This is a genomic window from Streptomyces sp. SudanB25_2051, from assembly GCF_964272635.1.
Classification (GTDB): Bacteria; Actinomycetota; Actinomycetes; order Streptomycetales; family Streptomycetaceae; genus Streptomyces.
Genome location: NZ_OZ186787.1, coordinates 5305522 through 5330724 on the forward strand (window position 1 = coordinate 5305522; position 25203 = coordinate 5330724).

General features: G+C 75.1%; 21 protein-coding genes. 17 read left to right on the top strand and 4 right to left on the bottom strand.

What is annotated here, in order from left to right:
- Window positions 1-88: 88 nt before the first annotated feature.
- From ACSUPT_RS23445 to ACSUPT_RS23460, 4 genes are read left to right on the top strand one after another with little or no spacing between them, the layout of a single operon-like run.
- On the top strand, window positions 89-1564 hold the full coding sequence (locus ACSUPT_RS23445; RefSeq protein WP_351968454.1) for an FAD-dependent monooxygenase: 1476 nt from the start codon (window positions 89-91) through the stop codon (window positions 1562-1564).
- A gap of 56 nt (window positions 1565-1620) precedes the next feature.
- The gene (locus ACSUPT_RS23450; protein ID WP_436945443.1) at window positions 1621-2745 is read left to right on the top strand and encodes a DegT/DnrJ/EryC1/StrS family aminotransferase; all 1125 of its coding nucleotides are present in this window, start codon (window positions 1621-1623) and stop codon (window positions 2743-2745) included.
- A gap of 43 nt (window positions 2746-2788) precedes the next feature.
- On the top strand, window positions 2789-3391 hold the full coding sequence (locus ACSUPT_RS23455; protein WP_436945444.1) for a dTDP-4-dehydrorhamnose 3,5-epimerase family protein: 603 nt from the start codon (window positions 2789-2791) through the stop codon (window positions 3389-3391).
- Window positions 3382-4377, top strand: a complete 996-nt coding sequence (locus ACSUPT_RS23460) for an NAD-dependent epimerase/dehydratase family protein (protein WP_399217843.1) — start codon at window positions 3382-3384, stop codon at window positions 4375-4377. Before ACSUPT_RS23455 ends, ACSUPT_RS23460 begins: the two co-directional genes overlap by 10 nt.
- A gap of 64 nt (window positions 4378-4441) precedes the next feature.
- Here the strand turns inward: ACSUPT_RS23460 and ACSUPT_RS23465 are convergent, their stop codons facing one another.
- The 3 genes from ACSUPT_RS23465 to ACSUPT_RS23475 form a co-directional block, all read right to left on the bottom strand.
- Window positions 4442-5920, bottom strand: coding sequence for an MFS transporter (locus ACSUPT_RS23465; RefSeq protein WP_351968145.1), 1479 nt, complete (start codon window positions 5918-5920; stop codon window positions 4442-4444).
- 83 nt (window positions 5921-6003) lie between these two features.
- Complete coding sequence (locus ACSUPT_RS23470) at window positions 6004-6642, bottom strand: NAD(P)-dependent oxidoreductase (protein WP_361663394.1); 639 nt, start codon at window positions 6640-6642, stop codon at window positions 6004-6006.
- 31 nt (window positions 6643-6673) lie between these two features.
- Entirely contained in the window at window positions 6674-7837 is a 1164-nt protein-coding gene (locus ACSUPT_RS23475; RefSeq protein WP_436945445.1) for a nucleotide disphospho-sugar-binding domain-containing protein, read from the bottom strand.
- Between the two features lie 408 nt (window positions 7838-8245).
- Between ACSUPT_RS23475 and ACSUPT_RS23480 the strand changes: the two genes are divergently transcribed.
- The 8 genes from ACSUPT_RS23480 to ACSUPT_RS23515 all read left to right on the top strand — a co-directional run bounded on the left by ACSUPT_RS23480 (window position 8246) and on the right by ACSUPT_RS23515 (window position 17483).
- On the top strand, window positions 8246-8731 hold the full coding sequence (locus ACSUPT_RS23480) for a PhzA/PhzB family protein (RefSeq protein ID WP_351968148.1): 486 nt from the start codon (window positions 8246-8248) through the stop codon (window positions 8729-8731).
- Window positions 8732-8759: 28 nt separating this feature from the next.
- A complete protein-coding gene (locus tag ACSUPT_RS23485) occupies window positions 8760-9935 on the top strand; it encodes a 3-deoxy-7-phosphoheptulonate synthase (protein WP_351968149.1) in 1176 nt (391 codons plus the stop codon).
- 94 nt (window positions 9936-10029) lie between these two features.
- Window positions 10030-10653: an isochorismatase family protein gene (locus ACSUPT_RS23490; RefSeq protein ID WP_351968150.1), complete on the top strand. Its 624-nt coding sequence runs from the start codon at window positions 10030-10032 to the stop codon at window positions 10651-10653.
- Window positions 10650-12581 (top strand): anthranilate synthase family protein, encoded by a 1932-nt coding sequence (locus ACSUPT_RS23495; RefSeq protein ID WP_436945446.1) that lies wholly within the window; start codon window positions 10650-10652, stop codon window positions 12579-12581. The genes ACSUPT_RS23490 and ACSUPT_RS23495 overlap by 4 nt, the downstream gene beginning before the upstream one ends.
- A gap of 20 nt (window positions 12582-12601) precedes the next feature.
- The gene (locus tag ACSUPT_RS23500) at window positions 12602-13444 is read left to right on the top strand and encodes a PhzF family phenazine biosynthesis protein (RefSeq protein ID WP_361663380.1); all 843 of its coding nucleotides are present in this window, start codon (window positions 12602-12604) and stop codon (window positions 13442-13444) included.
- Between the two features lie 115 nt (window positions 13445-13559).
- Window positions 13560-14213: a phenazine biosynthesis FMN-dependent oxidase PhzG gene (gene phzG / locus ACSUPT_RS23505; protein WP_351968153.1), complete on the top strand. Its 654-nt coding sequence runs from the start codon at window positions 13560-13562 to the stop codon at window positions 14211-14213.
- 188 nt (window positions 14214-14401) lie between these two features.
- Window positions 14402-16018, top strand: a complete 1617-nt coding sequence (locus ACSUPT_RS23510) for an amino acid adenylation domain-containing protein (RefSeq protein WP_351968154.1) — start codon at window positions 14402-14404, stop codon at window positions 16016-16018.
- A gap of 85 nt (window positions 16019-16103) precedes the next feature.
- Complete coding sequence (locus tag ACSUPT_RS23515; RefSeq protein ID WP_361663374.1) at window positions 16104-17483, top strand: FAD-binding oxidoreductase; 1380 nt, start codon at window positions 16104-16106, stop codon at window positions 17481-17483.
- 82 nt (window positions 17484-17565) lie between these two features.
- Here ACSUPT_RS23515 and ACSUPT_RS23520 read toward each other — a convergent pair whose 3' ends face one another.
- A complete protein-coding gene (locus ACSUPT_RS23520) occupies window positions 17566-17913 on the bottom strand; it encodes a hypothetical protein (RefSeq protein WP_351968156.1) in 348 nt (115 codons plus the stop codon).
- 161 nt (window positions 17914-18074) lie between these two features.
- Between ACSUPT_RS23520 and ACSUPT_RS23525 the strand changes: the two genes are divergently transcribed.
- From ACSUPT_RS23525 to ACSUPT_RS23545, 5 genes are all read left to right on the top strand, one after another.
- Complete coding sequence (locus tag ACSUPT_RS23525) at window positions 18075-19175, top strand: phenazine antibiotic biosynthesis protein (RefSeq protein WP_351968157.1); 1101 nt, start codon at window positions 18075-18077, stop codon at window positions 19173-19175.
- The gene (locus ACSUPT_RS23530; protein ID WP_365729489.1) at window positions 19175-20656 is read left to right on the top strand and encodes an aldehyde dehydrogenase family protein; all 1482 of its coding nucleotides are present in this window, start codon (window positions 19175-19177) and stop codon (window positions 20654-20656) included. Before ACSUPT_RS23525 ends, ACSUPT_RS23530 begins: the two co-directional genes overlap by 1 nt.
- Before the next feature lie 533 nt (window positions 20657-21189).
- Window positions 21190-21516 (top strand): phosphopantetheine-binding protein, encoded by a 327-nt coding sequence (locus tag ACSUPT_RS23535; protein ID WP_436945447.1) that lies wholly within the window; start codon window positions 21190-21192, stop codon window positions 21514-21516.
- The gene (locus ACSUPT_RS23540) at window positions 21509-24415 is read left to right on the top strand and encodes a type I polyketide synthase (protein WP_436945448.1); all 2907 of its coding nucleotides are present in this window, start codon (window positions 21509-21511) and stop codon (window positions 24413-24415) included. The genes ACSUPT_RS23535 and ACSUPT_RS23540 overlap by 8 nt, the downstream gene beginning before the upstream one ends.
- Window positions 24412-25197 carry a thioesterase II family protein gene (locus ACSUPT_RS23545; RefSeq protein WP_436945449.1) on the top strand — a complete coding sequence of 262 codons (786 nt, stop codon included), beginning with the start codon at window positions 24412-24414 and terminating at the stop codon, window positions 25195-25197. Before ACSUPT_RS23540 ends, ACSUPT_RS23545 begins: the two co-directional genes overlap by 4 nt.
- Window positions 25198-25203 lie beyond the last annotated feature (6 nt).

A 25203-nucleotide genomic window follows, 5' to 3' on the forward strand; every position in this document is an offset into this window, starting at 1 on the left:
CACCCCCGGTACCGCGCGCACCACCCAGTACCGCCCGCGCCGACCGCGCCGCACGGCCGGGGACGCGCCACGACCTACGGAGAGACCCATGGACACAGACGTCATCGTCGTCGGGGCCGGCCCGACCGGGCTGATGCTCGCAGGCGAACTGCGCCTGGGCGGCGCGCGCGTCGTCGTGGTGGAGCGGCTGGCCCGGCCCACCGGCCAGTCCCGCGGCCTCGGCTTCACCGCCCGCACCATGGAGGTGTTCGACCAGCGCGGCCTGCTGGAAGGGTTCGGGCCCGGCCTGGAGACCAGCCCGCAGGGCCACTTCGGCGGCATCGTCTTCGACTACTCCGTCCTGCCCGACGCGCACTTCGGCGCCCGCGGCATACCCCAGTCGAAGACGGAGGAGGTCCTGGAGGCCTGGGCCCGCGGACTGGGCGCGGACATCCGGCGCGGCTGGGAGCTGACCGCCCTCACCGACACGGGGGACGCCGTCGAGATCGAAGCCGCCACCCCGCAGGGCGCCCGCCGCCTCCGCGCCGCCTACCTGGTCGGCTGCGACGGCGGGCACAGCGCCGTCCGCAAAGCCGCCGGATTCGACTTCCCCGGCTCCCCGGCCACCCGCGAGATGTACCTCGCGGACGTCGTCGGCTGCGCCATCCGCCCCCGCTTCCTCGGCGAGCGGCACCCCGAGGGCATGGTGATGGCCGCGCCGCTCGGCGACGGCGTGGACCGCGTCATCGTCTGCCCCGCCGGCACCCCCGCAGGCGAACGCGCCACCGAGCCGGACTTCGCGGAGATCGCCGCCGCCTGGCGGCGCATCACCGGCGAGGACATCAGCGGCGGCTCCGCCCACTGGGTCAGCTCCTTCACCGACGTCTCCCGCCAGGTCACCCACTACCGCCGCGGCCGGGTGCTGCTCGCCGGGGACGCCGCGCACATCCACCTCCCCGCCGGCGGCCAGGGCCTCAGCACCGGCGTGCAGGACGCCGTCAACCTGGGCTGGAAGCTCGCCGCGACCGTCCAGGGCTGGGCCCCGCCCGGCCTCCTCGACACCTACCACGACGAGCGCCACCCGGTCGGCGCCCGGCTGCTGACCAACACCCGCGTCCAGGGCGCCCTCTACATCGGCGGCGAGGAAGCCGACCCGCTGCGCTCCCTGTTCGGGGAGCTCATCGCGTACGAGGACGTACGGCGCCACCTCGCCGGCGTCGTCAGCGGCCTCGACATCCGCTACGACCTCGGCGACGGCACCCACCCGCTGCTCGGCCGCCGCCTGCCGCCCCGCCCGCTGCGCACCGCCACCGGCGACACCACCACCGCGGCGCTGCTGCGCACCGGCCAGGGACTGCTCCTCGACCTCGGCGACGACCCGGAGGCGCGGGCCGCGGCCGAGGGCTGGAAGGACCGGGTGCTGACCGTCACGGCGCGGCCCGTCGGAGCGGCCCCCGGCGACCCGCTCGCCGCGCCCCAGACCCTGCTGGTGCGCCCCGACGGGTATACCGCCTGGGCCGGCACCGGGACGGACGGCCTCCGCGAGGCCCTCGACCGGTGGTTCGGCGCGCCCGCGCGGCGCTGACCACCGCGCAGGACGCACCACAGCGAGCAAGGACCAGCCATGACCAGAGGAGAGCCATGACCACTTACGTCTGGGACTATCTGCCGGAGTACGAGAAGGAGAGGGCCGACATTCTCGGCGCGGTCGAGAGGGTGTTCGCCTCGGGGCGTCTGGTGCTGGGGGAGAGTGTGGCGGGCTTCGAGGAGGAGTTCGCCGCGTACCACGGTGCGGGGATGCGGTGCACGGGGGTGGACAACGGCACGAACGCGTTGAAGCTGGCGTTGGAGGCGCTGGGGGTGGGGCCGGGCGACGAGGTGGTCACCGTGTCGAACACGGCGGCCCCCACCGTCGTCGCGATCGCCGGGACGGGTGCGACGCCGGTGTTCGTGGACGTGCGCGAGGACGACTTCCTCATGGACACCGACCGTGTCGAGGCGGCGGTCACCGACCGGACGAAGGTGATCCTGCCGGTCCACCTGTACGGGCAGTGCGTCGACATGGCACCGCTGGAGGAGATCGCGCGCAGGCACGGGCTGAGGATCCTGGAGGACTGCGCGCAGGCCCACGGCGCCCGCCACCACGGCCGGCTGGCCGGCACGATGGGCGACGCCGCCGCCTTCTCCTTCTACCCCACCAAGGTCCTGGGCGCCTACGGCGACGGCGGCGCGGTCCTGACCGCGCACGAGGACACCGACCACGCCATGCGCCAGCTGCGCTACTACGGCATGGACAAGGTGTACTACGTCGTGCGCTCCCCGGGCCACAACTCCCGCCTCGACGAGGTCCAGGCCGAGATCCTGCGCACCAAGCTCCGCCGCCTGGACGCCTACATCGAGGGCCGCAACGCCGTCGCCCGCCGCTACGAGGAGGGCCTGGGCGACCTGACCGGGCCCGGCGGGCTGCTGCTGCCGCGCACCAACCCGGGCAACACCCACGTCTACTACGTGTACGTGGTGCGCCACCCGCGCCGCGACGAGATCATCGAGGCGCTCAAGGCCCACGGCATCGCGCTGAACATCAGCTATCCCTGGCCCGTGCACACCATGTCCGGCTTCGCGCACCTCGGGTGGGAGAAGGGCTCCCTGCCCGTCACCGAGAAACTCGCCGGGGAGATCTTCTCCCTGCCCATGTACCCCTCGCTCCCCGAGGCCGTCCAGGACCGCGTCATCCACGCCCTGCGCGACGTCCTCACCGCACTGTGACCCCGGACGCGACCGTCACCCCCATCGGAAGGCAGTGAGCACCGTGCAGGTTCAGACCCTGGGCATCGAGGGCGCGTTCGCGTTCACCCCGCCCGTCCACCGCGACGACCGCGGGCTGTTCACCTCGCCGTACCAGGACGCCGTCTTCACCGGCGCCCGCGGCAAGACCCTGTTCCCCGTCCGCGACATCAGCCACAACCTGTCCGCGCGGGGCGTCCTGCGCGGCATCCACTACACGGCCACCCCGCCCGGCCGCGCCAAGTACGTCTACTGCCCCTACGGCCGGGTCCACGACTACCTCGTGGACCTGCGGGTCGGCTCGCCCACCTTCGGCCGGTGGGAGGCCGCCGAGCTGGGCGGCGACACCTGCAAGGCCGTGTACATCCCCGTCGGCGTGGGCCACGCGTTCCTCTCCCTGGAGGACGACTCGATGGTCGTCTACGTCATGTCGGAGGGGTACGTCCCCGAGAACGAGCTGGCCGTCTCACCCCTCGACCCGGCCCTCGGCCTGCCCGTGCCCGAGGGGTACGAACTGGCCCAGTCGGAGCGGGACAAGGCCGCGCCCACGCTCGCCGAGGCGCGCGAGCGGGGCCTGCTGCCCGAGTACGGCACCTGCCGCAAGACGGAGGAGGCGCTGTGGCAGTGAACCCGCCGCTGGTCGCGCTGCTCGGCGCGACGGGATTCGTCGGCTCGGCCGTGCTGCGCGAACTCGCCGCGCGGGACGTGCGGATCAGGGCCGTCTCACGCCGTCCGGCCACCGCCCCGGCCGGGGCCCGCGCCGACGTCGAGGTGCGGGCCGCCGACCTGACGGAGCCGGGGGAGATGGCCGCCGCCGTGGCGGGCGCCGACATCGTCGTCCTGGCCACCCTGTACAGCGCGGCCACCTCCACCTGGCGGGTGGAGGACGGCGACACGGCGGCCGAACGCGTCAACGTCGGGCTCGCCCGCGACCTCGTGGACGCCCTCGCCGCCCGGAGCGAAGGGCCCCCGCCCGCCGTCGTGTTCACGGGCGCCGCGTCCCAGGCCGGCCCCAGCGACAAGGGCGTCCTCGACGGCAGCGAGGAGGACCGGCCGGCCGGGGCGTACGACCGCCAGAAGCTCGCCGCCGAGCGGCTGCTCTTGGAGGCGACGGCCCGCGGCGCGGTGCGGGCCGCCTCCGTACGGCTGCCGACGGTCTTCGGCTACGGGCCGCACTCCACGGCACGCGACCGCGGCATCGTCTCGGCCATGACCCGCAGGGCGCTGGCCGGCGACCCGATCACGATGTGGCACGACGGCACGGTCCGGCGCGACCTGCTGTACATCGAGGACGCCGCCCGCGCCGTCACCGCCGCCGTCGACCGCATCGACGCCGTCGCCGGCCGCCACTGGCCGATCGGCACGGGGCACGGCAGCCCGCTCGGCCCGGTCTTCGAGGAGGTGGCCGCCCTCGTGGCGGAGCGCGTGGGCAAGCCGCCCGTGCCCGTCGTCTCCGTCGAACCGCCCGCGCACGCGGAGCCGGGCGACTTCGCCAGCGTCACCATCGACGCGTCGGCGTTCCGGGCCGCCACCGGCTGGGCGCCGCGCGTACCGCTCGGCGAGGCGCTGCGGCGCACGGTGGACCACCTCGCCGCCGAGGCGGAACGCGCCTGACGACGGCGGCCGTCGGCCGGGACCCGCACACCGGGTCCCGGCCGACGCGCGTGCGCGCCCTCCGTCACATCGGGACCGGCTGGTGCTCCGACACCTCGACCCGGCCCGGCCGGTACAGCAGGAAGCAGACGACCGCGCCGGCGAGGAAGAGGCCCGCCGACCACCAGTAGGCGGTGGCGTAGCCGTGCAGCGCGGCCTCCGCCTGCGCCGCCGGCGTGGCGGGCCTGCCCTCCAGACGGGCCGCCACGGCACTCGTGGCCAGGGTGTTCAGCCCGGCGAGGGTGCCCGAACCACCCACCTGGAGCACCATGTTGACCGCGGCCGACGCGACGCCCGCGTCCCTGGCCTCGACCCCGTACGTGGCCATGTTGATCGCCGGGGCCATCGCGCCGCCCAGGCCCGCGCCGACCACCAGCAGCGGCGGCAGCACCCCGGTCGCGTACGCGCTGTCCAGGTCCAGCGTCGTCAGCCACACCAGTCCGGCGACGGTCAGCGCCATCGCGGCCGGCACCACGGGACGCGGCCCGATCTTCGGCAGCAGCCCGGCCGCCAGCACCGGAGCCACGCCCATGGCGCCGATCATCGGCAGGAACGCCAGGCCCGTGTTGAGCGCCGAGTAGCCGAGGCTCAGCTGCAGGTAGTACGTCAGGAAGAGGAAGACGCCCATCAGCCCGCAGCCGACGACGAGGATCGCCAGGAACGACGCGCCCCGGTCGCGGTCCAGCAGCACCCGCAGCGGCAGCAGCGGATGCGGCGCCCGCACCTGCCACCACACGAACGCCACCAGCAGCAGCGCGCCGGCGGCCAGGAACCCCCAGGCGGACGGGGCGCCCCAGCCGGTCCGCTCGGCGTTGGCCGACCCGAAGACCACGCCGAACACCCCGGCGGAGACCGCGACCGTGCCGGGCAGGTCCAGCCGGGGCCGCGGCCCCGCGGAGCGGAAGCCGGGCAGGACGGCGAGGCCCCCGGCGAAGGCCGCGGCGGCGAAGAACAGGTTGACGTAGAGGCACCAGCGCCAGTCGACGTACTCGGTGAGCACCCCGCCGAGCAGCAGCCCCACGGCGCCGCCGGCGCCCGCGATGACCCCGAACACGCTGAACGCCTTGGCGCGCTCGCGCGGTTCGGTGAACGTCGTGGTGAGCAGGGACAGCGCCGCGGGCGCCAGCAGCGCCCCGGACACGCCCTGCCCCGCCCGCGCCGCCACGAGCATCCCGAAACTGGTCGCGGCGCCGCCGACCGCCGAGGCGACGGCGAAGCCGGCGAGCCCGGCCAGGAAGGCGCGGCGGCGGCCGAACAGGTCGGCGAGCCGCCCGCCGAGCAGCAGCAGACTGCCGAAGGGCAGCGCGTAGGCGGTGAGCACCCACTGCCGGTCGCCGTCCGAGAAGACCAGGTCGGTCTGGGCCGACGGCAGGGCGATGTTCACGATCGTGGCGTCGAGCACCACCATCAGCTGGGCCAGCCCGATGACGACCAGCGCCCACCAGCGGCGCGCGTACGCGGGCCCGCCCGGCGCGGCGTCCTCGGTGAAGTCGGGTCGGGACACGGTTCTCTCCTCGTGAGGATCGGTCCGGCCCGCCCGACCCCGCGGTCCGCGCGCCGGACGCCGGACAGGACGGCAGGGGCGGGTCAGGGGCCCGCGACGCCGATGGCGTGGCGGACCGTGCCGGGGTCGCCGACCACGTCGAGCAGCGCCTTCGCGAGGTCGGCGCGGGTCAGGCTGGAACCGCTGACGTTCTCCTCCAGTGCGGTCCGGTACCGGCCGGTGCCCGGCTTGTCGGTGAGGTACGGGGGCCGCAGCACCGTCCAGTCGGTGTCGCTGCCGGCGAGGAGGCGCTCCATCACCTCCAGGTCCGCGTACACGTTCCGGTAGACCGCCCGGACGATCGGGGTGACCGTCGTACGGAACCAGAACGGCTCGCCCGCGCCCGAGCGCAGCACCGGCTGGGCGCTGACCGCGACGACGCGGCGCACCCCGGTCCGCTCCATCGCCTCCAGCAGGGCGCGCACGGCCCGCGAGCAGACCTGCCCGGTGTCCTTGCGGTCCCTGGCGCCGAGCGCGGAGACGACGGCGTCGGTGCCGTCGATCGCGGGCACCAGGTCGACGGCGGCGAACACGTCGGCCCGCAGGACGGCGAGCCTGTCATGCCGGACGGTGAGCTTCGCCGGGTCGCGGACGACGGCCCGTACGTGATGGCCGGCGTCGAGGGCCTGCTCGACCACCAGGCGGCCGGTGCCCCCGGTGGCGCCGAGGACGGTGAGTTGCATGATGCGGTGGCTTCCGTGAAGGGGACGGGGGTCAGGAGCGGTGGGCGCGGGCGCGGCGGGCGAGCTGCTCCACCACGTCCGACGGGTCGGGCATGGCGGCCAGTTCGGCCGAGACGACCTCGCTCACCGCGCGGAAGCCGGGCTCGCGCACGGCCCGGCGGACGGCCTCGCCCACCGTGTCGGCGGTGCACCCGGCGGGGTCCAGCGCGAGACCGGCGCCGCGCTCGGCGACCACCTGGGCGTTGGTGAGCGCGTCGCCCTTGGTGGTGGGCACGACGACCTGAGGGACACCGGCGGCGAGCGCGGAGAACATGGTGCTCATCCCGCCGTGGTGGACCACCGCCGCGCAGGTCGGCAGCACCGCCCCGAGCGGCAGGAACGCGTCCATCAGCCGTACCCGCTCGTCGTCGACGTCCAGCTTCCCCGCCAGGTCCGAGCCGCCGGAGGTGACGACGACCTCGGCGTCCAGGCCGAGGGCACCGCGGATCACCTCGCGCAGCAGCCCCACCTGGGTGTCGTTGTGGGCGGGCACCGAGCCGAGCGTGACCAGCACGCGCGGCCGCTTCGGCGCGGACAGCGCCCAGTCGGGCAGCACCCCGCCGCCGTTGTACGAGCAGGGGCGCATCGTCACCACGTCGTACGGGACGGCGTCGGCCGGCGCGGTCGGGTTGATCTTCTCCAACGACTCGGGACCCAGGCTCAGCTCGACGTCGGGCAGTGGACGCTGTCCGCCGGCCTCGGCGGCTGCCGCGCCGTCGCCGAGCGGGAACACCGGGTGGCGCAGGCCGATGCCGTGCTCCACGGCGAGGCTGCCGGCGTTCCGCGCGGCGACCAGCGCGGCGGGCAGCATCGGCGGGTAGAGCACCACGTCGGCGCGCCACTCGCGGGCGGTGCGCGTCAGGCCGGGCAGCATCATGTCGCCGATCTCGGCGAACGCGCCGAACACCTGCCGCATGACGTACTCGACGGACAGCTCCTCGCCGATGGCGGTCGACGCGAGCCGTATGTAGGGGGCCGTCAGGTCCTCGCCGGGGGCCGGGTCGACGGCGGTCAGGCCCGCCTCGGTCGCCGCGCGCAGGGCGGGACCGCCCGCCGCGAACAGCACCTGGTGGCCGGCGAGCCGGGCCGCCTGGGCGAGCGGGACGAGGGGGACGGTGTGGGAGAAGCCGGGTGTGGTGGTGAACAGGAAGCGCATGGTCTGCCGACGTGCCTTTCGTTCGTGGACCGGCGCGCGGCCCCGCCGGGCGGGCGGGCCGGGCCGGCCGGAGAGGACGGGGCCAAGACGGCGACTGCCGGCCCCGCTTCCGCCACCCATCGGGGAAGGCTTCCGCCTCACGCGCCCCACCATGCGCCATCTGTCAGGGATTTGGCGCCCCGCTGACGATCTTCTGACAATGTCGGCCGCGTCTTGCGGAAGCTCGGTCAAACGTGACCGAGCCTGACGTCGAGCTGAACCTTTCTTTCTTGTAAGGCTCCGGGGCCTCCGGCAAGACTTGCGGACATCACGGCCCGAAGCCCCTTCCACCGGCCCCGCCACCCACGTCCGGTCAGGCGCGTTCCGGGCCGGCTTCCAGTCCGCTTCACACAGTTTTGGGGGACGCGCATGTCCGAAACCGCTCGGCAGGGCTTCACGGACGAGGCGGAGCTGCGCCGGATCAACCGGGAGACGGTCGAGAAGTACATGGCCGCCCGGGGCGAGGACCGCCTCCGCCGCCACCTGCTGTTCACGGAGGACGGCCGGGGCGGTCTGTGGACCACCGACACCGGTCAGCCGATCAGCATCAACGGCCGCGACCGGCTCGGGGAGCACGCGGTGTGGTCGCTGAAGACCTTCCCCGACTGGGAGTGGTACAACATCGAGATCTTCGAGACGCAGGACCCCAACCGCTTCTGGGTCGAGTGCGACGGCCGCGGGAAGATCCTCTTCGCCGACTACCCCGAGGGCTACTACCAGAACCACTTCCTGCACTCCTTCGAGCTGGAGAACGGCAAGATCAAGCTCCAGCGGGAGTTCATGAACCCCTTCGAGCAGCTGCGTGCCCTCGGCATCCCCGTACCGGAGATCAAGCGCGCGGGCATCCCCACCTGACCGACCGGCGACGCCTGGGAGCATCCCCGTGGACGAAGTCCTGCGCGGCATCCGAGCCCGTGCGGCCCTGCAACAGCCCGACTGGCCCGACACGGCCCGCGCGGAGCGCGCCGGCCGGGAACTGGCGGCGCGCCCCGCGCTGGTACGCCCCGCCGACCTGCGCCGGCTGCGCGCCGCCCTGGCCCGGGTGGCCGCGGGAGAGGCCCTGGTCGTCCAGGCCGGTGACTGCGCCGAGGACCCCGCCGAGAGCACCTTCGGCGACGTCGCCCGCAAGGCGGCGCTCCTCGACCTGCTCGCCGGCACCCTGCGGATGAACGCCCACCGGCCGGTCCTGCGGGCGGGGCGGATCGCCGGCCAGTACACCAAGCCGCGCTCCAGGCCGACCGAGACCGTCGGCGACACCGTCCTGCCGGTCTTCCGCGGCCACCTGGTCAACTCCCCGGAGCCCGACCCGGAGGCCCGCCGCCCCGACCCGGGGCGCCTCCTCGACGGGCACCGGGCCGCCGCCACCGTCATGGAGCACCTCGGCTGGCGCGGCCCGCAGGCCGCCCACGAGCCCGTCGGCGCCCCGGTGTGGACCAGCCACGAGGCGCTGCTCCTCGACTACGAGCTGCCGCAGCTGCGCGCCGACGAGCGGGGCGGGCTGTTCCTCGGATCCACGCACTGGCCGTGGATCGGCGAGCGCACCCGCGCGCTGGACGGCGCGCACGTCGCCCTGCTGGCCGCCGTCGGCAACCCGGTGGCCTGCAAGGTCGGTCCCGCCATGGAACCGGACGAGCTGGTCGCGCTGTGCGCGCGGCTCGACCCGGACCGCGAGCCCGGGCGGCTCACGCTGATCGCCCGGATGGGCGCCGACCGGGTCGCCGGGCGGTTGCCCCGGCTGGTGGCGGCCGTGCGGGAGTCCGGCCACCCGGTGATCTGGCTGACGGACCCGATGCACGGCAACACCGTCGCCGCGCCGGACGGCAACAAGACCCGGTACGTCGACACCGTCGTCCGCGAGGTGCGGGGCTTCCAGGAGGCCGTCACCGGCGCCGGCGGCGTCTGCGGCGGACTCCACCTGGAGACCACCCCCAACGACGTCACCGAGTGCGTGTCCCACGACGTCGGGCCGGACCGCGTCGGCGACAAGTACACGACGTTCTGCGACCCGAGACTCAACCCGCGGCAGGCCCTGTCGGTGGTCGCCGCCTGGCAAGCCTGACCCGACCGGGGTCAGCGCCCGCCGCCCCCACCGGGACGGCGCCCGCCGCCCCCGACCGGGGCGGCGCCCGAGTCCGTCACTGGAAGGCAAGACCATGGCCGGCATACCGCCCATCGAGCCCTACGCGTTCCCGACCCCGGGGGACCTGCCCCGCAACACCGCGCGCTGGACGCCCGACCCGGACCGCGCCGTCCTGCTCGTCCACGACATGCAGCGGTACTTCCTCTCCCCGCTCCCCGGCACCCTGCGCGACGAACTCACCCACAACGCCGCCGAACTGCGCGGGCGCGCCGCGGCCGCCGGAGCGCAGATCGCCTACACCGCCCAGCCGGGCAGCATGACCGACGAGGAACGCGGCCTGCTCAAGGACTTCTGGGGCCCGGGCATGCGCCGCGCCCCCGCCGACCGGGAGGTCGCCCCGCCGCTGGCCCCCGCCGACGGTGACTGGCAGCTGACCAAGTGGCGCTACAGCGCCTTCCACCGCTCCCCGCTGCTGGACCTGATGCGCGAGTCCGGCCGCGACCAGCTGATCGTCTGCGGGGTCTACGCCCACATCGGCGTCCTCATGACGGCCGTCGAGGCGTTCACCCACGACATCCAGGCGTTCCTCGTCGCCGACGCGGTCGCCGACTTCTCCGAGCACCACCACCGCCTCGCCCTCACCTACGCCGCCGAGCGCTGCGCGGTGGTCCTCCCCGCGAAGGAGGTCTTCGCATGAGCGACCGCCCCGGCGCCCCGCTCGACCGCGACCAGCTCGGCCACGACCCGGTCGGCCGCGACCTGCTCGACGTCGTCCTGACCGACCCGCCGGACGCCTACGCCCTGCTGTACCGGCCCGAGTCCGCGGGCCCGCGCGTCCTCGACGTCCTCACCGGCGCTGTCAGCACTCCCCGGACGCTCGCCGGCATCCCGCTCGCCGACGAGCCCGCGCGGCCCGGCGCCCACCACGAGGTGCTCGCCCTCATCCCGTACCGGCAGATCGCCGAGCGGGGCTTCGCCGCGCCCGACGACGGCGCCCCGCTCATCGCGCTCACCGTCGGCCGCCAGCAGCGCGTCGCCCTCGCCGACGCCCTGCCCCGGCTGCCCCGCACGGCCACCGCCCTGCGCGGCGCCCACTTCGACGTGGACGACGACGCCTACGAGACCCTCGTGCGCAAGGTCGTCGACGAGGCCATCGGCACCGGCGAGGGCGCCAACTTCGTCATCCGCCGCTCCTTCGTCGCCGACATCACCGACTACGGCCCGCACAGCGCCCTGTCCTTCTTCGCCCGGCTCCTGGAGCAGGAGGTCGGCGCCTACTGGACGTTCCTCGTCCACACCGGCGAGCGCACCCTCGTCGGCGCCTCGCCCGAGCGCCACATCAGCCTCGACGGCGGCACCGCCGTGATGAACCCGATCAGCGGCACCTACCGCTACCCGCCCGGCGGGCCCGACCTGTCCGGCGTCATGGACTTCCTCGCCGACCGGAAGGAGGCCGACGAGCTGTACATGGTGGTGGACGAGGAGCTGAAGATGATGGCCCGCGTCTGCGAGGGCGGCGGCCGCGTCCGGGGCCCGTACCTGAAGGAGATGGCGCGCCTCGCGCACACCGAGTACCTCATCGAGGGCCGCACCCGGCGCGATGTGCGCGACATCCTCCGCGAGACGATGTTCGCCCCGACCGTCACCGGATCGCCGCTGGAGAGCGCCTGCCGGGTCATCGACGCGTTCGAGCCGGGCGGCCGCGGCTACTACTCCGGCACCGCCGCCCTGATCGGCCGCGACGAGCACGGCGCGCGCGCCCTCGACTCGGCGATCCTCATCCGCACCGCCGACATCGACCGGAGCGGCCGGGTGCGCATCGGCGTCGGCGCCACCCTCGTACGCCACTCCGACCCCGCGTCCGAGGCCGCCGAGACCCGCGCCAAGGCCGCCGGCCTGGTCGCCGCCCTGGAGTCCTCCGGCGCCCGCCGCCTGGACGACCACCCGGACGTACGGGCCGCGCTGGAGCGGCGCAACGACACCATCGCCCGCTTCTGGCTGGACGACCCCGGCGAACGCCGGCGCGCCGCGGACGGCGACCTGGCCGGGCGGCGGGTGCTGATCGTCGACGGCGAGGACACCTTCACCGCCATGATCGACCACCAGCTGCGCTCCCTCGGCCTGGAGGTGACGGTCCGCCGCTTCGACGAGGAGTACGCCCTCGACGCGTACGACCTCGTCGTGATGGGACCGGGACCCGGCGACCCGGAGGAGGACGGCCACCCCAAGATCGCCCACATGCGCGCGGCGGTGCGCACCCTGCTCGACCGGCGCCTGCCCTTCGTCGCCGTCTGCCTCAGCCACCAGCTCCTCGCGCTCGAACTGGGCTTCCCCATCCGCCGCCTGCCCGCGCCGCACCAGGGCCTCCAGAAGGAGATCGACCTCTTCGGCAGCCGCGAACGGGTCGGCTTCTACAACACGTTCGCCGCCCGCAGCGACACCGACCGGCGCGACGCCGGACCCGTGGGCCGGGTCGACGTCAGCCGCGACCCGGCCACCGGGGAGGTCCACGCCCTGCGCGGCCCGCGCTTCGCCTCCGTGCAGTTCCACGCCGAGTCGGTGCTCACCCAGGACGGGCCCCGCCTCCTCGCCGCCGCCGTACGCCACGCCCTCGGCGTCGCCTGACACAGAACAGCGAGACACCCATGCCCTCCTACTCCTACGCGGTGGTCGACGCCTTCGCCACCGAGCCCCTCCACGGCAACCCGGTCGCGGTCTACTTCGACGCCGACGGCCTGACCCCGGAGCGGATGCAGCGCATCGCCCGCGAGATGAACCTCTCCGAGACCGTGTTCGTGATGCGCCCCCGGCAGGGCGGCGACGCCTACGTCCGCGTCTTCACACCGGTCAACGAACTGCCCTTCGCCGGCCACCCGCTGCTGGGCACCGCGATCGCCCTCGGCAACCGCCGCTCCGTCGACCAGCTGAAGCTGGAGACCGGCATGGGCCTCGTCCCGTTCGAGCTGCGGCGGGACGGCGGCGTGGTGCGGACGGCCTGGATGCGGCAGCCCGTACCGGTGTGGGAGCCCTTCGACCGGCGCGCCGAACTGCTCGCCGCGCTCGGCGTGCGGGACACCGCCCTGCCGGTGGACATCTACCGCAACGGCCCCCGCCACGTGCTGGTCTGCCTGGAGAGCGTCGAGCAGCTGTCCGCGCTCACCCCCGACCACCGCGCCCTCGCCGCGTTCCCCGACATGGCCGCCAACTGCTTCGCCGGATCCGGCACCCGCTGGCGCAGCCGCATGTTCTCCCCGGCGTACGGCGTGGTCGAGGACGCCGCGACCGGCTCCGCCGCCGGGCCCATCGCCATCCATCTCGCCCGCCACGGGCTCGCCGCGTACGGGCAGCACATCGTGATCACCCAGGGCGTCGAGATGGGCCGCCCCTCGCCGATGCACGCCATCGCCCACGGCAGCGGCGACGAGGTGCACACCGTCGAGGTCGGCGGCGACGGCGTCCTCGTCCTGGAGGGCACGCTGCGGCTCTGAGCGCCCCGCGCCCGATCCCCGGTCCCGGGGCGTCGGGCCCCGCCCCCGCCCCGCGCACACCCGCGCGGGCCCGCCCGCCCCGCGCACGGACCACCCCCGGCACACGGAGAGACACATGAGCAGCACCAGGTCGGAGAGCCTCACCGGAACGGTACGGGTGGCCTTCCCCGAGTTCGAGCGGCCCCCGGCCGAGCCGATGGGGCTGCTCCGGGCATGGCTCGACGCGGCGGCCGCCCACGGCGTCCGCGAGCCGCGCGCCCTGGCCCTCGCCACCGCCGACCCGCGCGGCCGCTCCTCCACCCGGATCGTCGTGGTCGGCAAGGTCACCGACGACGGGTTCCTCTTCCTCAGCCACGACGGCAGCCGCAAGGGCCGCGAGCTGGCCGCCAACCCCTGGGCGTCCGGCGTCCTGTACTGGCGCGAGACCAGCCAGCAGGTCATCGTCGCCGGCCCCGTCACGCGCCTGCCCCGCCCCGAGACGGAAGCCCTGTGGGCGGCCCGCCCCGTCTTCACCCACGCCATGTCGACCGCCGCACGGCAGAGCGAGCCCCTCGACGGCCTGGAGGGCGTGGCGGAGCTGCGCGAGCGGGCGGCCCGCCTCGCCGCGAGCGGGGAGCCGCTGCCCTGCCCGGAGGGGTTCACCGCGTACGAACTCCACTTCGCCGAGGTGGAGTTCTGGGCCAACGGGACGGACCGGCTGCACGAGAGGCTGCGCTACGACCGCGACGGCGACGACGGCGGCTGGCAGGTCAGCCGCCTCCAGCCCTAGGGCCGTACTCCAAGCCCCGCACCCCTCCGCCCGACCCGACCCGCCCGCGCCCTCGGCTGTTCCCACACGCCCCGGCCGTTCCCACGCCCGGCCGTCCGACACGGTGTCCGGCCGTTCCGACACGGTGTCCGGCACCCGGCCGGACCGTCCACACCGCCCCGCACCACCGCAGCGAAACGCGAGAGACCATGCAGGAACCGCAGCCGTCCTTCCTCCACGCCGGCTTCCGCGCCTCGGCGCTCCGTCACCCGGACCGTCCCGCCCTGACCCTCGACGGACGCACCTGGACCTACGGCGAGCTCGACGCCCTGGCCCTGCGCTGGGCCGCCGCGCTCACCGCGGCCGCCGGCGGGCGGCCCCGCCGCGTCGGCGTCCTCGCCCACCGGAGCGTCGTCTCCTACGCCGGGTTCCTGGCCGCGCTGTACGCCGGGGCCGCCGCCGTCCCGCTGCACCCCAAGTACCCGGCGGCCCGCAACCGCGACGTGCTGGAGCGGGCCGGGGTGGACGCGCTCCTCGCCGACGGCGGCGCCCTGCCCCGGCTGGGCCCGCTCCTCACCGGACTCGCCGTCGCCCCCGCCCTCGTCCTGCCGGAGCACGACGAGGCACCCGCGGCCCTGCCCGCCGGGGCGCGCGTCCTGACCCGGCGGGACGTCGCCGCCGCCGAACCGCAGGCCGCGCCGGTGTCCCCCGATCCGGCGGACACGGCGTACCTGCTGTTCACCTCCGGCTCCACCGGCCGGCCCAAGGGCGTGCCGATCGCCCACACCCACGTCGCCTCCTTCCTCCGGGCCAACACCGAGCGGTACGGCTTCACCCCCGACGACCGCTTCACCAACACCTTCGACCAGACCTTCGACCTGTCCGTCTTCGACCTGTTCATGGCGTGGGGCAGCGGCGGCCACCTGTTGCCGCTGGGCGCGACGGACCTCATGGCGCCGCTGGACTTCGTCCGCGACAACGCCGTCACCGTCTGGTTCTCCGTGCCGTCCGTCGCCGTCCTCCAGCACCGCAGGGGACGGCTGAAGCCGGGCAGCCTGCCCGGCCTGCGCTGGAGCCTGTTCTGCGGCGAGGCGCTGCCCGACACCGTCGCCGCCGCCTGGCAGGAGGCCGCCCCCGGCTCCGTGGTGGAGAACCTGTACGGCCCGACCGAGGCGACCATCGCCTGCATGGTGCACCGCTGGGACCCGCGCACCTCGCCCGACCGGGCGGTCAACGGCATCGTGCCGATCGGCACCCCCTACCCCGGCATGGCGGCGGCCGCGCTCACCGAGGACGGCCGTCCCGTCGCCGACGGCGAGACCGGCGAGCTGTGCCTGTCCGGCGCGCAGGTCTTCGACGGCTACCTCGACGCGCCCGAGCAGACCGCGCGGGCCTTCCACACGGCGGCGCCGTACGGCGGGGAACCCGGCCGGTGGTACCGCACGGGCGACCTGGTGCGCCGCACCGCCGACGGCGAATTCGCCTACCTGGGGCGGCTCGACACCCAGGTGAAGATCCTCGGGCACCGCATCGAGACGGGCGAGGTCGAGGCGCATCTGCTGCGGCAGCCCGGTGTGGCCCAGGCGGTGGTCCTGCCGGTGCCGGGCGACGAGGAGGGCGTGACCGTGCTCGCCGCCGTGGTGTCCGGCGACGGCCTCGACGTGGAGGCGGTCGACGACGGGCTGCGCGCCGCGCTCCCGCCGTACATGATCCCGCTGACGTACCACCCGCTGGACACCTTCCCGCTGAACGCCAACGGCAAGGTGGACCGGGGGGCGCTGCGCGAGCGGGTCGTCTCCGGCGACCTGGAGCCCTACCCGCTGTGACGGCCGCACGGGCGCGCGGCCGGGTGACGGACGGGGCGGCGGTGCGGCCCGACGGTGTGAGAACGACTGAGAGGACACCTTCCCCATGAACGCTGCCGCTGCGGTGCGGTCCCTCGCGGACCGGGTGAGCGGCGCGGTGCTGCTGCCCGGCGACGACGGGTTCGACGCCCGGTGCGCGGGCTTCCAGACCGCCTACCGCCACCGTCCGTCCGTGCTGGTCCGGCCCGACGGGCCCGACGATGTGGCGGCGGCCGTCGCGTACGCCGCCGAACACGCCCTGCCCGTCGCCGCGCAGGCCACCGGGCACGGGCTGTCCGCCCCGCTGGACGGCGGCGTCCTCATCGACACCGGCACCCTCACCGGTGTCACCGTGGACGCCGCCGCCGGCACGGCCCGGATCGCCGCCGGCACCCGGGCCGGCGCCGTCGTGGACGCCGCCGCCCGCTACGGCCTCGCGCCGCTGAACGGCTCGTCCACCGGCGTGGGCGCCGTCGGCTATCTGCTGGGCGGCGGACTCGGGCTGCTGGGCCGGCGGTTCGGCTGGGCCGCCGACCACGTGCGGGCCGTGGAGATCGTCACCGCCGACGCCCGGCACCGCCGCGTGACCGCCGACAGCGACCCGGAGCTGTTCTGGGCGCTGCGCGGCGCGGGCGCCAACTTCGGCGTGGTCACCGCCGTGGAGACCGGCCTGGTGCGGGTGAGCCGGATCTACGGCGGCGAGCTCGTCTTCGACCTGGCCGCGACGCCCGGTCTGCTGGAGCGGTACCTGCGGTGGACGGAGGACCTGCCCGAGGAGCTGACCTCCTCGATGTCCCTCCTCGCCTACCCCGACCTGCCGGCGTTCCCCGCGAAGCTGCGCGGCCGGTACGTCGGCCATGTGCGCGTCGCCCACACCGGCGACCACCGCGAGGGGGAGCGGCTGGTGGCGCCGCTGCGCGCGGCCGGGCCGCTGCTCGCCGACACCGTCGCGGAGATGCCGTACACCGAGTGCGGAGCCATCTACAACGACCCGCCGGTGCCGCACGCGTACCTCGGCGACAATGTGCTGCTGCGCGCGATCGACCCGGCCGAGGCCGCCGCGATCACCGAACTGGCCGGACCCGGCGCCCCCGTGCCCTGCGTCGTGGACGTCCGCCACCTCGGCGGGGCGCTGGGCCGGGAGCCCGAGGTGCCCGCCGCCGTCGGCCACCGCTCGGCCGGCTATCTGCTGCGGGCGCTCGTCCCGCTGATGGGCGCCGCCCCCGACGACGCCCGCGCGGCCATGCGCCGGGTGCTCGACGCGGCCGGGCAGCGGGTGGGCGGCCGCTGCCAGAACCTCGTGTACGGCGAGGACGCGCCGGGCGCCGGGACGGCCGACTTCTGGGAGCCGGACGACCACCGGCGGCTGGCGGAGCTGAAGGCCCGCCTCGACCCGGCGAACCTCTTCCGCTGCAACCGCAACATCGCCCCGGCGGCTCCCGCCTGACCGGACCGCCCGCCACGCGCACGAGCGGCGCCCCGCCACTTGGCGGGGCGCCGCTCGCGCGTCCTGTCCGTCGTCCCGGTCCTCAGCCGTCCGCCGGCTTCTCCAGGGCGATGCCCAGACCGGCGAGCGACGGCAGCGCGTGCCGGCCCTCGACGGTCGCCTCCACGTCGAACCACTCGCGGAACTCCAGCGGGTACCCGATCACCTCGGCCGCGCTGCGCGGCAGCCGGGCCTCGGCCGCGGCCTGTGCCGACTCCCACAGGAACACCGCCCCCCAGCGGTTCTTCTCCGGGTCGGACACCCACACCTTCAGCAGCAGACCGGGGATGTCGGACCACGACTGCTCGGCCTCCTCGCGCAGAAACGCGCGCAGGCTCTCGGCGGTGTGCCCGGATTCGGTCAGATCCCACCACGCGATCATTGCCTTCATCGGGTCAGTGTAGGAAGACACGGCACCCCGCGGAGCCCCGCCGACGCGAAATCTTCGCCCGGATAAGGAAATTGAGTAGTGGTTACTCAGGCGCGCCCGCGCCCGCCTTGATCGAATAGCGGGTGGAGCACTTTTCCTGTCTGCTGCAATGGGAGGACGCGGTGGCGCGTGCAGACCTGTCGATCCTGGAGCTGCCCCACGACGCGAGTCCGGACCCCGACGAGCTGGTACGGGCCGCGATGGTGTGGCACTTCAGCCCGGACTCCGGTTCTCCGTACTGGCTGCGGCGCGCGGAGACACTGGACTTCGACCCCCTCTCCGACGTCAAGGGCTACGACGACCTGAGGCTCTTCCCGAACGTCGCCAACGAACTGCGCGACGTGCCCGCCGCCGACCTCGTCCCGCGCGGCTACGGCGAACGCCCCGACATCGTCGGCGTCTTCGAGAGCGGTGGCACGACCGGTGCGCCCAAGCGGGTGGTGTGCCCCGCCGACTGGCTGGAGAAGCTCGTCGGCTGGAGCAACGCCAATCTGGACGTCCACGGCTTCCCGAGGGGCGCCGACTGGCTCGGCATCACCCCGTCGGGCCCGCACATCGTCGGTGAGATCTTCCGCCGCTCGGCCCTCACCCACGGACGGTACGGCTTCCAGGTCGACCTCGACCCGCGCTGGGTGAAGCGGCTGATCGCCGACGGCCGCGGCGCCCAGGCGGACGCCTACGCCGAACACGTCGTCGACCAGGCCGCGCACATCCTGCGCACCCAGGAGATCGGCGTGATGACGGTGACCCCGCCGCTGCTCGAACGCATCGCCCAGCGCGAGGAACTGGTCGAGCTGGTCAACGCCAAGGTCCGCGCGATCCGCTGGGGCGGCACGCAGATGGACCCCGACACGGCGCAGCTGTACCGCACCGAGATCTTCCCCGACGCCGTCCTGTACGGCCACTACGGCAGCACGATGATCCTCGGCATCGCGGGCGAGCGGTACGGCACCCCGCCGGGCGAACCGACCGTGTTCGACACCTTCTCGCCGTACATCACCTTCCAGGTCGTGCACCCCGAGACGGGCGACCCGGTGGCGTACGGGGAGCGCGGCCAGGTGGTGATGCACCACGTCAGCAAGGCGCTGCTGCTCCCCAACAACCTGGAGCGCGACACCGCGATCCGGGTGGCCGCGCCCGAGGGACGCGTCGGCGACTCGGCGGCGGGCATCGCGCCCGTGGCCCGCTTCGACGACGAGGTCGTCATCGAGGGGGTCTACTGATGGCCACCGCGCCGACCGCGCCGGCCGTATCCGGGCCGGCCGCCGACGAGACCGTCCCCGGGCAGCGCCCCGCGGACCACCGGGCCGCGGACGAGCGGGCCGCCGCCCGCGAGGACACCGCGCCGGTGGTGCTGGACGCGCTCGGCCCGGCGGGCCCGTACCGCACCCACGGACGCCAGGACGTCACCGATGTGACGGGCGCCGTCATCGCCGAGATGAGCCTCGCGCCCGCCCTGTTCGTCAACCGCGCCATGAAGGCCCTGCACGCCGCCACGCCGCTGCCCGCCGGCGAGCGGGCGGCCGCGCTGGCCCGCGCGGCGGAGCTGTTCCGCTCCGCCACCCTCGGCGGGCTCACCCCCGGACAGTACGAGCAGGCCGTCAGCCGCGTGTCCGGGCTGCCGATCTCCGTCGTCCGCACCGCCACCGAAACCTGCGCCGCCCGCGTCGGCCAGTCCTACCGTAGCGTCCAGCTGGCCCGGCCTTCGGGCGCCGCACCCGACTGGCGCGACCCGCTCGCCCGCACCGGGCAGGCGGTGTGGACCCGGCGCGGCGAGGTCCTCGCCGTGCACGTACCGGGCAACCACCCCGGCACCCACGGCTTCTGGCCCGAGGCGCTGGCGCTCGGCTACCGGGTCGCGGTACGCCCCGCCGCCCGCGAGCCGTTCACCGCGCACCGGCTGGTGCACGCCCTGCGCGAGGCCGGGTTCGGGGACGACCACGTGGTGCTGCTGCCGTCCGGCCATCAGGCGGCCGACGCGATCGTGCGCGGCGCGGACCTGGCGTACGGCGGCGACGAGGTCATCCGCGGCTACGCCGACGACCCGGCGGTGCTCTCCCTCCAGCCCGGCCGCTCGAAGATCCTCGTCACCGCGGACACCGACTGGCGCGACCACCTCGACATGATCATCGACTCGGTGACCCGGCACGCCGGCAGCGGCTGCGTCAACGCCACGGGCCTGCTGGTCGAGGGCGACCCCGCCCCGCTGGCCGGGGCCGTCGCCGAACGGCTCGCCGCGCTGCCCAGCCTGCCGCCGCACGACGAGCGGGCCTGCCTGCCCGTCCAGAACCTCAAGGCGGCCCGCGCCCTGGAGCGGTTCGTGCTCGACCGGGCCCGCGGCACCCGCGCCTGGCTGGGCGGCACCGGCTTCGTCGACGACCTCGGCGACGGCAGCGCCGTGCTGCGGCCCGCCGTCCACCAGGCCGAGTCCGCCGACGCCCCGCAGATCGGCGTCGAAGTGCCCTTCCCCTGCGTGTGGGTCGCGCCGTGGAGCCGCGAGGACGGCGTCGAGCCGCTGCGCGACACGCTGGTCCTCACGGTGGTCACCCGCGACGAGGAGCTGGTGGACGCGCTCGTCGCCGAACCCACCATCAGCAATCTGCACATCGGCGACCACCCGACCCACTGGCACCGCCCCGGACTGCCGCACGACGGATACCTCGGGGAGTTCCTGATGCGCAGCAAGACCGTCTACCACCGCTGACCGCACCACCCGATCCCCGGTGGCGGGCCCCGGCCCGCCACCGGGGATTTCCGCATGCCCGGAACCGGGGAATCCCCCTGCCCGGAGCCGTGAAATCCGGCCGGGGAGCCGGTGATTCCGCATGGCCGAAGCCGGTAAATCCGGTCACGGGCCCGGTGATTCCGCCTGGCCGAAGCCGGTAAATCCGGTCACGGACCCGGTGATTCCGCCTGCCCGGAGCCCGGAATCCCGGCCGCGGAGCCGGGGATTCCACCCGCCCGGAGACCGGGAATCCGGCCGCGGAGCAGGCGGTTCAGGCCGTCGCCGCAGCCGGCCGCGCCCCCGTATAACGAGCGATTCTTCCATGTAGGGAGGGCATTTATTGGACACCCTCCGCAAGTGGCCCGGATGATTCGGGTACACCGCCGGGCGCGGCGGAGCGCAGGGGGAGGAGTGGAGTGGACTACATATCCCGTCGGAATTCTCCTGAAGGGGAATCGGCCACTTCGGCGACGCCCTCCGGGGCGCAACCGCATTCCGCCACCACACGGCTGGTGGCGGACATCTGGTGCGACGTCCTGGAGATGCCGGAAGTCGGCCACGACGACAACTTCTTCGACCTCGGCGGGCACTCCATCCTGCTCCAGATGGTGCAGAGCCGGATCGCCGAGCGCACCGGACGCGACGTCGCCCTCATGGACCTGTTCAACCACCCCACCGTGCGGGCGCTCGCCAGGCACCTCGACGGCGGGCCCGGAACCGGCGGCGCCCCCGCGCCGCGCGCCGCGCGCCGCCCCGGAGGGCGCACCAGCCGCCTCGGTGACCGCCGGGCGCGCCTCGGCGGCGAAGGACCGCAGTTCCCTGGAGACCTCGGTGACTGACCCGACCACACCCACCGGAGCGGCCGAGACGGCCGACGCGGACGACGACAGCGGTTTCGTCGCCGTCATCGGCATGGCCGGCAGGTTCCCCGGCGCCGCCGACACGGAGGCGTTCTGGCGCAATCTCACCGACGGCCTGGACACGGTCACCCGGCAGGCGCCCCAGGTGTTCCCGGGCGGCTCCGAGGACGGCTCCGACCAGACGTACGTACCGGCCAGGGGGCTGCTGGAGCGCGGCGAGTGGTTCGACGCGGCCCACTTCGGCATGACCCCGCGCGAGGCGTTCCTGACCGACCCGCAGCACCGGCTGTTCCTGGAGTGCTCGGCCGACGCCCTGGAGGACGCGGGCCAGGACCCCGCCCGCTGCCCCGGCGCGGTCGGCGTCTACGGCGGGTCGACCGAGACGGCGTACGCGCGGACGCTGCTGGCCCGCCGCGAGCTGCTGGGCGGCGCCACCGAGGACGAGATCCTGCTCGGCACCGCCCCCGACTTCCTGGCCGCCCGCACCGCCGAACGGCTGGGCCTGCGCGGACCGGCCGTCGCCGTCCAGGCCGCCTGCGCGACCGCCCTGGTCGCCGTCCACCTGGCCGCGCGCGGCCTGCTCGCGGGCGACTGCGACATGGCCCTCGCCGGCGGGGTCGCCCTGCACGTACCGCCCAAGCCGATCACCTGGACCGGCGCCGACGGCACCCTGGCGCCCGACGGCACCTGCCGGGCCTTCGACGCGCGCGGCGCCGGCACGGTCGCGAGCAACGGCGTCGGCGTCGTCGTCCTCAAGCGCCTGGCCGACGCGCTCCGCGACGGCGACCACATCCGCGCGGTGCTGCGCGGCTCGGCCGTCACCAACGACGGCGCCGCCCGGATCGGCTTCAGCGCGCCCAGCGTGCCCGGCCAGAGCGCCGCCGTGCGGGAGGCGCAGCTCGCCGCCGGGACCGACGCCCGGACCATCACCTACGTCGAGGCGCACGGCACCGCCACCCCGCTCGGCGACCCCATCGAGATCGCCGCGCTCACCGCCGCGTTCCGCGAGGACACCGACGACCGGGGCTTCTGCGCCATCGGCTCGGTCAAGAGCAACATCGGACACGCCGACGCCGCCGCGGGCGCCGCCGGACTGATCAAGAGCGTCCTGGCGCTGGAGCACCGGCGGATCCCGCCGAGCCTCCACCACACGGAGCCCAATCCGCGGATCGACTTCGACGGCAGCCCGTTCCGCGTGGCGACCCGGCTGCTCGACTGGGATCCCGAGGGCATGCCGCGCCGCGCCGGGGTCAGCTCCTTCGCCGTCGGAGGGGTCAACGCCCACCTCGTCCTGGAGGAGGCCCCCGCCAGGGCCGCCGCCGGCGCAGGCGAGCGCGACGCCCAGCTGTTCGTCCACTCGGCGCGTACGCAGACGGCGCTGCGCGCCCGCGTGGAGCGGCTCGCGGAGCGGCTGGAGCGCGACCCCGCGCTCCCCGCGGCCGACGTCGCCTGGACGCTCCAGACGGGGCGGCGCGAACACGCCTGGCGCACCTTCCAGGTCGTCGGCCCGGACGGGACCCCGCTGCCCGGCACCGCCGGACAGCTCGCGGCCCCGGCGGAGGCCGGACCCGAGCGGCCCGTCGTGTTCCTGTTCCCCGGGGAGACGGGCCCCGCGGGGACCTGGCGGCTGACCGCCACGGAACCGGCGTTCGACGCGGCCTTCCGCGCCTGCCTGGACGCCGTCGGCCCGGAGCTGGCCCGGTCGGTGCGCCGCGTGGCGCGCGGCCTGGCCGCACCCGCCGACCCGGTCGTCCGCGACACATACGTCTTCGCCCTGGAGTACGCGCTGGCCGCCCTCTGGCAGCGCTGGGGCGTGCGCCCGGCCGCCGTGTCCGGCACCGGGGTGGGCGCGCTCGTCGCGGCGGCGGTCGCCTCGGCGTACGACCTGCCGGACGCCCTGCGGCTCGTGGCCGCCCGCGCGGCCGCCGGGCCCGCGGCGCGGGACGGCGGCGGCCTGCCGGCCGGGGTCGGCCCCCGCCCGCACCGCGTCCCCGTGGTCCTCGCCGACGACGGGACCTGGCTCGCGCCGGGCACGGAGGCCGACGCGGCGCGCTGGGCGCGCGCCCTGGCCGGCGGCCATCCGGCGGACCGGGCGCTCGACACGGTACGGGCGGACCCGCGGCGCATCCTGCTGGAGGTCGGCGCCGGCACGCGGCTGACCGCGCGGGTCCGCGACAGGGCGGAGCCCGCCGACGGCCCCCTGCTGGTGCCCGCGCTGCCCGGCTCCGGCGGGGACGACGGCACCGGGGTGCTCCCCGCCCTGTACACCGCGCTCGGCGCCCTGTGGTCGGCCGGCGTCCCGGTCCGCTGGGAGGGCGTCCACGACGGGGAGCGGCGCGTGCGGGTGCCGCTCCCCACCTACCCGTACGAGCGGCTGCCGTACCTGGTGCGGGACCCCGCCGAGGAGGCGGCCGACGCGGCGCGCGCCATGGGCGGCGCGGCGGCCTCACCGGACGCCCGGCCCGGCGGCGCCCCCGCGGCCGCCGCCCACGACGGCGGCACCCCGCCGCCGCCCGACGCCGGCGACGCCCGTGCCGCCGGGGAAGCCGCTCCGGCGGAAGCCGCTCCGGCGGACGGCGGGCCGGCGGACGGGGACGGCGCCCACGCGGACGACGGCACGCCCCTGGGGCTGGTGCTGCGGCTGTTCGGCGAGGCCCTCGGACTGCCCGACATCGAACCCGACGAGAGCTTCTTCGAACTCGGCGGGGACTCCCTCATCGCGACCAGGGTCCTGGCCCGCATCCGCGAGGTCTACCCGGTCGACATAAAGATGCGCTCGCTGTTCGCGTCGGCCACCGCCGCCGACCTGGCCGCGCTGATCGAAAGCCGGTTGGCCGACCCGGACCGCGCCCGCGACACCGACGAGGAGCCCTCATGACCAGCACCGGCGACCTGGCGCCACCGACCGCCGCCGACACCGCCGCCGACCTGCGGGGCCGCTGGCTCTCCAGCCGCCGGCCCAAGGCCGACACCGCCCTCGACCTGTACTGCTTCGCCCACGCGGGCGGCTCCGCGGGGGAGTTCCTCCGCTGGTCCGGCGGCCTGCCCGGCGTGCGGCTGTGGGCCGTGAAGATGCCCGGCCGCGCCCCACGCCAGGACGAGGCGCCGTACAGGAGGATGACCGAGCTGGTCGACGACCTGGTGTCCCAGGTCGACTTCGGGGAGCGGGACTTCGCGTTCTTCGGGCACAGCCTGGGCGCCCTGGTCGCCTTCGAGGTCACCCGGGCCCTGCGCCGGGCGGGCCGGAGGCAGCCGCGCCGCCTGCTGCTGTCCTCCATGCAGCCGCCGCCCATCACCACCAGCCAGAACGCCCACCTGCTGCCCGGCGACGAACTGCTCGCCGAGGTGGAGCGCCGCTGGGGCGCCCTGCCCCGGGCCGTCCACGACGACCCGGAGCTCAAGGACATCGTCCTCGGCTACTTCCGCGCCGACGCCGAACTGGCCGAGACGTACACCTACGTCCCCGAGGAGCCGCTCGACGTCCCGGTCACCGTGTTCGCGGGCGACGAGGAGGAGCGCGACCAGCTCGGCTGGCACGTCCACACCACCGCGGAGTGCGACGTCCACGTCCTGCGCGGCGGCCACTTCTACTTCCGCGACCCGGAGCAGCAGCGCGAACTGCTGCGCCTGGCCGGCCACGCGCTCAACCCGCGACAGTAGGGATCC